The 9,364-nt window shown below is 44.1% G+C and carries 7 protein-coding genes; 3 read left to right on the top strand and 4 right to left on the bottom strand.

The annotated features are described in order from the left end of the window. Positions 1-203 precede the first annotated feature (203 nt). Positions 204-2,018 (bottom strand): DEAD/DEAH box helicase, encoded by a 1,815-nt coding sequence (locus QZU58_RS09210; protein WP_294496237.1) that lies wholly within the window; start codon positions 2,016-2,018, stop codon positions 204-206. A gap of 827 nt (positions 2,019-2,845) precedes the next feature. Between QZU58_RS09210 and QZU58_RS09205 the strand changes: the two genes are divergently transcribed. Then, on the top strand, positions 2,846-3,436 hold the full coding sequence (locus QZU58_RS09205; RefSeq protein ID WP_294460285.1) for a YjaG family protein: 591 nt from the start codon (positions 2,846-2,848) through the stop codon (positions 3,434-3,436). A 98-nt stretch (positions 3,437-3,534) separates the two neighbouring features. Here the strand turns inward: QZU58_RS09205 and QZU58_RS09200 are convergent, their stop codons facing one another. The 3 genes from QZU58_RS09200 to purH form a co-directional block, all read right to left on the bottom strand. Continuing rightward, positions 3,535-4,314 carry a sulfite exporter TauE/SafE family protein gene (locus tag QZU58_RS09200; protein ID WP_294496235.1) on the bottom strand — a complete coding sequence of 260 codons (780 nt, stop codon included), beginning with the start codon at positions 4,312-4,314 and terminating at the stop codon, positions 3,535-3,537. Positions 4,315-4,457: 143 nt separating this feature from the next. After that, positions 4,458-5,747 carry a phosphoribosylamine--glycine ligase gene (purD, locus tag QZU58_RS09195; protein ID WP_294496233.1) on the bottom strand — a complete coding sequence of 430 codons (1,290 nt, stop codon included), beginning with the start codon at positions 5,745-5,747 and terminating at the stop codon, positions 4,458-4,460. 63 nt (positions 5,748-5,810) lie between these two features. Further along, positions 5,811-7,403 (bottom strand): bifunctional phosphoribosylaminoimidazolecarboxamide formyltransferase/IMP cyclohydrolase, encoded by a 1,593-nt coding sequence (purH, locus tag QZU58_RS09190; protein ID WP_294460278.1) that lies wholly within the window; start codon positions 7,401-7,403, stop codon positions 5,811-5,813. Between the two features lie 408 nt (positions 7,404-7,811). Here purH and QZU58_RS09185 point away from each other — a divergent pair, with 408 nt between their 5' ends. Both QZU58_RS09185 and QZU58_RS09180 read left to right on the top strand, forming a co-directional pair. Beyond that, positions 7,812-8,120: an HU family DNA-binding protein gene (locus tag QZU58_RS09185; protein WP_294460275.1), complete on the top strand. Its 309-nt coding sequence runs from the start codon at positions 7,812-7,814 to the stop codon at positions 8,118-8,120. A gap of 201 nt (positions 8,121-8,321) precedes the next feature. Further along, positions 8,322-9,131 carry a Cof-type HAD-IIB family hydrolase gene (locus QZU58_RS09180; protein ID WP_294496231.1) on the top strand — a complete coding sequence of 270 codons (810 nt, stop codon included), beginning with the start codon at positions 8,322-8,324 and terminating at the stop codon, positions 9,129-9,131. Positions 9,132-9,364 lie beyond the last annotated feature (233 nt).

The following is a 9,364-nucleotide window of genomic DNA, read 5'->3' as shown; positions in this document are numbered from 1 at the left end:
TGCAGTAGAGTCTGAAGAATAAATAGAAATCCCCAACTCTAACTTAAGTTGGGGATTTTGACTTAACCCATAGTTACAGAAATTTGTTCAAAATATGGGAAAACAAGAAGGAGGCATACTGCAGTATGCCTCCTTCTACACGGATCTGCTACCGGAACCGGATATATACCGGCTCCGTCAGTATTAAGAAAAATACTTTAAAATCAGAACTTGAAAGGAGCAGCCCTTACCCCCTTCTTTGTTTTGGCGGCTGATTTTTTGGCCGGCTTTTTATCGGCAATCTTCTTGGCACGGCCGTGATCGGCAGCTCTCGCTCTGTCCTTACGACGGTCATTGCTGTTTTCATCATCACTGTAGTAATGTCTTATTTCCAGCGCACGGCCGCAAACCCTACTCTTTTTCAGAATTTCCATTGTTTCCTTAGGCATGCCTTCAGGAAGATCTACTGTGGCAAATGTGTCAAAAATATCAATACAGCCTATATACTGACTGTCAAGTTCACCTTCATTTGCAATGGCACCGACAATCTGTCCTGCCTTAACACCGTCACGATACCCTACGGCAACACGGTAACGCACCATCTTGATGTCAGGGAAATCCTTTAAAGGCTGAGGAATGGCAGAAGGACGCTTTTTAGGTCTGGATTCCCCTGCATGCTCGACCTTTTCCTCTCCTGTTTCGTAATCGAATTCAACACTGTTGTTTCTTACGAAACGCTCTCTCGGAGATTCCTTTCTGAATGACCTGTCATCATCAAGCATCTTCTGCTTAGGTTCAGGCTTTTCCTCAAGGAACAGAGGTTCGTTCCCCTGAACAAGCTTTGCCAGAGCCGCACACAGATCAATCGGATCAATGGCATCGTCAATAAGCACTTCATTAACAAGCTGCTGATACGGTTCCAGATCATCCGCCTCAAGACTCTTGAGCATCTTGTTCTTGAATGCCATAACACGGTGTCTGTTAATATCCTGCGTTGTAGGAATGGTCATCGGCTCAATCGGCTGTTTTGTAGTATGTTCAATGAGACGAAGCATTCTTCTTTCCTTCGGAGACACAAACAGAATTGCATCACCGGTTCTGCCCGCACGACCGGTTCTGCCGATACGGTGCACGTATGATTCAGGATCATACGGAATATCGTAGTTAACCACATGGGTAATACGATCAACGTCAAGTCCGCGTGCAGCCACGTCTGTAGCTATAAGAACGTCAAGAATACCGCTCTTAAGTCTTTCAACCGTCTTCTCGCGAATCTTCTGCGGAATGTCGCCATGCAGAGCCTCACAGGCATGACCTCTTGCAGCCAGCTTGTTTGCAAGCTCTTCAGCAGCGGTCTTTGTTCTTGTGAATATCAGCAGAGCATCATACGGCTCAACTTCAAGAAGTCTTGTAAGAGCATCAATCTTGTGAAGACCGGATACAAGCCAGTATCTCTGACGAACGGTGGTTGCCGTGGTGGTCTTTGAGGCAATCTTAATTTCTACAGGATCCTTAAGATACTGTCTGGCGACCTTTTTAATCATTTCAGGCATGGTGGCTGAATACAGAGCAATCTGTCTGTTTTCAGGACATTTCTGAATAATCCACTCAACATCCTCAATAAATCCCATCTGAAGCATTTCATCTGCTTCATCGAGTACCAGAGCCTTCAATTTATCAAGAACCAGAGCCCCTCGCTTAATCAAATCCATTACACGACCGGGAGTACCGACCACCAGCTGAGCACCTCTCTTTAAGGCCTTCAACTGTACGTCATATGAGGCGCCGCCATAGATTGGCAGTACACTGAACTTCTGCAGGTATTTTGCAAAGCTCTGACAGGCCTCAGCCACCTGTAAGGCTAACTCTCTTGTCGGAGCAATAATCAGAACCTGAGTATCTCTGGTTTCCACGTTAATTTTAGAAAGCAGCGGCAGTGCAAAGGCAGCAGTCTTACCGGTACCGGTCTGAGCCTGTCCAAGAACGTCACGACCTTCAAGAAGCGGCTGTATGGACTTTTCCTGGATTGGTGAAGGCATTTCAAAACCAAGCTTCTTAATTGACTTTAAGACTTCTTCTCTTAACCCGAAATGGTCGAAACCATTCTCTTCCACTGCATTTTCCACTGATTCGGTCTGTAATTCCTCATTTTCAAAATTAATATCCGCAGGAGCCGTGTCCTGAACATTCTCAGACTGTAATACTGTATTTTCAGTCATCATTTACCTCGTAATAATACATAATCAATAAGCTTAATAAAGCCAGCAGTGTTTCTTTCCCGCAACACGGGCAGACCGATATCTGTTTAATTAATATTAGTTCGCCATAAAAACAACATGCATATCCGATTTACCTGTATATGCAACATTAAGGCAGCCGACATACATTCATCACGCCCAGGCAAAACACAAATCCGATAAAAGGATTCGGAATACCGCAACAATACGGACATTCATTAAATCGTCTGTATTAAAAGCTGATTCTCTCAACGGAAAATCCGTTCTGACCCCAAAAAACGAAATTCGTTTCACGGCCATCTAATTGGCATTACTGAAACCAATTGTTTTTACTTGTAAAAAACACCCTTAACCTCGTATTTTCTAAAAGTAAACCCTTACTGGTCAAAGACTGTCAGACACTGACATATATAGAAAAATTGAGGTTTCTGCTTATTTGTATAAGCCCCCACCGTCTTTCGACAGATATCCGTCAAGTATACATTTTTTGTGAAGATTGTCAAACTTTTCCACGTTTTTATTAAGTTTATGATTATTTTAGGAACTGTACTGTCAAAAACGCTCAAAGTCTTTTAACAACAGGAAGTCTTTTTGATAGAATAACCGCGTGTAATATTAAGGACGTATATATGGCTATTTTTGGTGAAAAGTTTTACAAGATGCTGAATGAGTTAAAACCATGGCAGCAGTCACTGTTTGCCCTGACACTTGCTCAGAGACAGTCCCCCAATTTTCTGCTTTATGCGGATGTCACTGAAAACCATGAGGCCTTAAGAGATTTCAGAAACATACTGAACACCATGTGGGAGTTCCACACTGACAAGGAAAATCACATCAGCCTTGAAAAGCTTCTGGAAACTCTCGAAAAGCATATTCCAGAAATTGATGATGACAGTCCTTACGGAGCTTATCCTGCTCTGGACGCCTGCATTTCTCTGTCACAGTCCATCAACGCCATAGTGAATCATTTCGGTGACGAAGCCGAACATGCCAGCAGTGCATCCATATGCACGGTGGCAAAGTATCTTGAATTTACTGAAGAGGCTGAATATCAGGACGAGGAACTGTACGACAAACAGCTTATAGTCGAAGAGATGGATTATCAGATTAACCTGCTTGACCGCATCTCCAAGGCTAAGCGTTCACCGGAATTCACAAATGAACTCAGAAAGGAATGTGAGGAACTTGGATGTTCCAACATCGGCATCATGGTCGACTAGCACTCCAAGTTAAACCACTTGAAGACATATTCAGGCAGGCAACACTGTCCGGATACAAAAGCACAAAATAAATCAGGATTCTTATCCTGATTTTATTTTTAAAATCCGCAATGAACCATTGCCTTGTAGAGAAGCAGAATTCCGCTGGACAGCATTATCAGCTGAAACAGCCTTTTGATTTTCACCGCATCAAAATACTTTATGAGATAGGTTCCCGTAAATCCGCCTATAAACGCACCTGCAACAAGCATCGGCACCCAGTTCCAGTGAATGCTGGCCATGGTTCCCATGGCTACGGCACCGGTAAGATTCCATATAAAAGCAACCAGAATCATGGAATGATGAATGGCCTTTTTTATATCCATACGGTAACACATTACCATTACCATAATTGCCATAAGTCCGGCTCCGCTGGAAAATGAACCACTGAGAATCCCGACCAACACGGTAAAAAACGCTGCCCTTACGTAATCCCTGCGAGTCAGAGTATTTTCCCTGTTTTCCAGACCAAACTGTTTTTTGGTTGCGGAATAAATAACAGATGCAATTGTTATCAGACCAAGACTGAATTCCGCAATCCAGTCCTTTAGCTCCACAACAAAAACCGATCCGAGAACAACAGCAGGACATCCCAACAGTAAAAATATGAGTACGGCCTTTCCGTTCAGATTGTTCACCTGATGGTTTTTGGCCAGAGAACCGAGGCCGAGTGCCACCACGGCAACCTTATGGGTACCGAGGGCGAGTGAGAACGGGAGCCCCATAAAAATAAGAAGAGGGAGCTGCACGAATCCGGCACCACCACCTGAAAGTGATGCCAGAACGTTAGCCACAAAGCCGCCTAAAAATAATAGCAACTGTTCAACGACCTGATTCACGTCCTAATCCTGAAAACTGATATTCTGTGCAATAATAATCGATAAGAAAGAGCAGATACACGTATCTGCTCTTCTTAAAACACTTCATAGAAACAGTATAAGCCCGAATGCTGCCATGCAGAGGCAGCATTTATAAGCTTACACTATTTGCTCTGTTCTCTTGCAATCGCCCTGTCAGCAATATCATTACGATGGAACATGCCGTTCCAGCTGATATTCTTAATTGCCCTGTAGGCCTTCTGTTTTGCTTCGAGAACTGTATTACCCAATGCGGTCACACAAAGCACGCGGCCGCCGTTTGTAACGATATTACCGTCCTTAAGAGCCGTACCGGCATGGAATACCTTAACTTCAGATTCAAATTCTGAATCAAGACCGGAAATAACATCGCCCTTCTTAGGAGAAGCAGGATAATTCTCTGCGGCAAGAACAACACCTACCGCCGCCTTGGTATTGTACTTTGCAGTTTCACCCTTGAGTCCGCCTTCGGTAGCCTTGTAACAGAGATCCACGAGATCACTGTCCATTCTCAGCATGATTGGCTGGGTTTCAGGATCACCGAAACGGCAGTTATACTCAATAACCTTCGGATTACCAGCTGCATCAATCATCAGACCTGCATACAGGAAACCGGTGTAGGTATTGCCTTCAGCCTTCATTCCCTGAACGGTAGGATAAATAATCTGGCTCATTACCTTTTCATAGACATCACTGGTAACAACCGGAGCTGGAGAATATGCACCCATACCGCCGGTATTAGGACCGGTATCACCATCGCCCACACGCTTGTGATCCTGACTGGTTGCCATAGGAACAACATTGTCACCGTCTACCATTACGATGAATGAAGCTTCCTCGCCAGACAGGAATTCTTCGATAACAACCTTTGAACCAGCATCACCGAATGCGTTATCTGCAAGCATATCCTTAACCGCAGCCTTGGCATCATCCACGTTCATGGCAACAATAACACCCTTGCCTGCTGCCAGACCGTCAGCCTTGATTACGATAGGAGCGCCTTTTTCATCGATGTAAGCCAAAGCCTTATCAACTTCAGTGAATACTGAGTAATGTGCTGTAGGAATGTTGTGTCTTAACAGAAAATCCTTGGTGAAGGACTTTGAGCCCTCGAGCTGGGCTGCTGCTTTGGTCGGTCCAAAAATTCTCAGGCCGTCGGCTCTGAATGCATCAACGACACCGGCAACAAGCGGAGCTTCCGGTCCTACGATGGTGAGATCAACTTTTTCCTTCTTGGCAAAGGCAAGAAGACCGTCTATGTCACTTACGCTGATGTTAACATTCTGAAGCTTTGGCTCAAGAGCAGTGCCTGGATTCCCCGGAGCAACATAAACAACTTCGGCAAGAGGAGACTGGGCAGCCTTCCATGCAAGAGCATGTTCACGACCACCGTTACCAATTACTAAAACTTTCATAAAAAATCCATTAAATAAATTAAAAGAAGTACCGTCCACGGTACTTCTTCAAAAAACTAACTGTTAGTGACGGAAATGACGGATTCCGGTGAATACCATAACAATACCGTGCTCATTGGCAGCATCGATACATTCCTGATCGCGTACTGATCCGCCTGGCTGAATAATGCAGGTAACCCCTGCTGCTGCAGCCGCATCAATACCGTCTCTGAACGGGAAGAATGCATCAGAAGCCAGCGCAGTTCCCTTGATATCAAGACCGATTTCGTTAGCCTTCTTAATAGCAATCTCAGCAGAGAATACACGGCTCATCTGACCTGCACCAACACCGATTGTCATCTTATCCTTGGTGTATACGATAGCATTTGACTTGGTGAATTTAACAACCTTCCATGCGAACAGGAGTTCTTCGAGCTGTTCCTTGGTTGGCTGAAGCTTGGTCACAACCTTGAGATCGTCAGTATTGAGATTAATAACGTCAGCATCCTGAACAAGCAGACCGCCTGTTACGCGCTTAAAGTCAAGATATGCTTCTCTCTTGGTCCAGTAACCGCACTCGAGAAGACGGATATTCTTCTTAGCGGAAACTACTGCCTTAGCTTCATCAGTTACGCTTGGAGCAATAATTACTTCGCAGAACTGTCTGTCAATAATGCTCTTGGCGGTTACGGCATCAAGTTCGCGGTTGAATGCAATGATACCGCCGAATGCGGAAGTAGGATCGGTTCTGAATGCCTTATCATATGCTTCGGTGATGTCCTTACCCAGAGCCACACCGCAAGGATTTGCATGCTTAACGATTACGCATGCAGGATCAGCGAATTCCTTAACACATTCGAGAGCTGCATCGGTATCGGCGATGTTATTGTATGACAGAGCCTTACCCTGAATCTGCTTTGCGGTTGAAATGCTGGCATTCTTGTTACCTGCTTCAACATAGAAGGCAGCCTTCTGATGTCCGTTTTCACCGTAACGCATATCCTGCTTCTTGATGAACTGTGTATTGAAGGTACGTGGGAACTTTGATTCAGGATCGGATTCTTCAGGAATACCGTAATCAGGTACCTTGGTACCGAAATAATTTGCAATCATTCCGTCATATGCTGCGGTATGTTCAAATGCAGCGATTGACAGGTCAAATCTGGTCTCATAGGTAAGAGAATTACCGTTGCTGTCCATTTCGGCAATTACTCTTGAGTAGTCTTTTGCATTAACAACAATGGCAACATCCTTGAAGTTCTTTGCAGCACTTCTTACCATGGTAGGACCGCCGATGTCGATGTTTTCAATGGCCTTTTCCAGAGTGCAGTCTGGTGATGCAACGGTAGCTGCAAACGGATAGAGGTTAACGGCAACCAGGTCGATAGGCTTGATGTCATGCTTTGCCATGATTTCATCATCGATGCCGCGACGGCCTAAAATACCGCCATGAACCTTTGGATGAAGAGTCTTAACACGACCGCTCATCATTTCAGGGAAACCGGTGTAATCACTTACTTCGGTAACCTTAAGACCTGCTTCGGCAAGAAGTTTGGCTGTACCGCCGGTTGAAAGAATTTCAACTCCACGGGCTTCAAGTTCTTTGGCGAAATCCACAATACCGGTCTTATCAGAAACACTGATAAGAGCTCTTCTTATAGGACGAATAATATCCATTAAATACCTCAATATCAAAAACAACAGCACAGCGACGGAACAGAAGCCGAATCGCTGTCTGGAAGACCAAACAAAAAACCATGTGAATTTTAACCAAAATTACATAAAATTTCTATCTTTTTAAACGGACCTCAGGCCCCGCCACTGCTAAAAACCCCGTTATTTTTTGACACATGCCTTGATTTTTATAAATTTTTCAACACTTTTAAAAAGATTTTGTTCAAAACCAAAATGATTGCTATATACTCTAGTTATGGTGTCGGACGTTGATAACCTAGTCTTTTCAATGCTCCGCCCGTATCTAAAACGGAGTACCTATTATTTTTAACCATAATATTTAATTATAAATACAGGCTCTCCAATTATTACAGTTATGAGTATGTTTTAGGACTTAATGAAGGTTCGTTTATGAATAAATCAGAATTAGTTAGTGCAATTCAGGAAAAAGCTGGGCTGAAGAAGAGCGAAGCTCATGCCGTTGTTGAAGCCATCCTTGAAACCATCAGCGATGAATTAAAGGAAGGTAACAGTGTAAGTCTCATCGGTTTCGGTACTTTCAAGGTTAAGGATCGTCCAGCCAGAACCGGCCGCAACCCTGCAACCAAGGAAGTCATTGAAATCCCTGCAACCAGAGTTCCTGCTTTCGTTGCCGGTAAGAATCTTAAGGATGTAGTGGCCGAAGCAGCAAAGAAGAAGGCTAAAAAGGCCAAGAAATAATTCTTCGCTATTATCTGATTAAGAATCGTCATCAAAAAGACGGGGGTTTACCCGTCTTTTTGTTTTTTAACTGAAACTATCCGAATTTCCTTACATTGCTACAAACATGACCGCATATCTTACAGTCATTTAGCAGTTTTAAAACTTTCCCGAATTAAGGTAAAATGTGTGCAATATCATTTTCTACATCAGGAAAGAATCATGTACAGACTGATAGCTACTGACCTGGACGGAACTCTGCTGGATCCGGACAGAAACATCTCCAAAGCCAATGCAGAATCCATTAAAAAGGCCATGAGCAGAGGCATGCATTTTGTCATAGCCACCGGAAGACCGATTGAAGGCATTCTTCACATTGCCGGACAGCTCGACCTTGTTCGTCCCGGGCAGTATGCCATAGGATTTAACGGTGCAGTGGTTTACGAGCTGAATCCTTTAAGACAAATCTGTTCCTGCTCCATTACCGGTGCTCAGGTGAAGGAAATGGCCGTCATGGCTGAGAAGCTGAAAGTGAATTATCATGCCTTTTCGACTACAAGAGGACTGCTGGCTTCAAAACCAAACCAATGGACAGATGTTGAAATGACACTCAACAAGATAGGATGCACCTGGATTGATTTCTCCACAATTCCTGACGATGAGGAATTCCAGAAATTCATGTTCTGCGGATCTGCTGAAGAGGTTCAGGGCATCATGGATGACGTAGCCGTATATCGTAATGATTTCACTGTTACAAGAAGCGCTTTCTGTTTTCTGGAAGTTCTCAACAAGCAGGCAAACAAAGGCAATGGTCTTAAACTGCTGTGTGAAACCATAGGCATAGATAAAAGCGAAACCGTATCATTCGGTGACGAACTTAACGACATCAGCATGATTGAATATGCCGGCCTCGGAGTTGCAATGGCCAATGCCGTGCCGGAAGTAAAAAAAGCAGCGGATCTCATAACCGAATCAAATACCGAGGACGGCCTTGCCAAGGTTCTTGACAGAATCATAGCAGATCAGTCGTAATTCACTGCTTTCCCACATCATCTTTCTGTCAGTTTTTTAACTTCCACGTCCCGCATTGTCCTACATGCGGGGCTGGCCGCCTCTAACGTTCAGCCAATAATGAGCCCCGTCTAAGCCATCATAAACAGTAAAATCCTAAAAGTTGGATAATCAGTACTCAAAATTTCATGCCTAGATAATTGATCAGGAGCCGGTCTCTTTCAGTTATCTCTGTTGACCATCTCCTGGAACGA

It is taken from the genome of uncultured Ruminobacter sp., from assembly GCA_902764345.1.
In the GTDB taxonomy this organism is placed as follows: Bacteria; Pseudomonadota; Gammaproteobacteria; order Enterobacterales; family Succinivibrionaceae; genus Ruminobacter.
The sequence above is the reverse complement of the archived record's forward strand: the minus strand, read 5'-3'. Positions and strand labels throughout refer to the sequence as shown.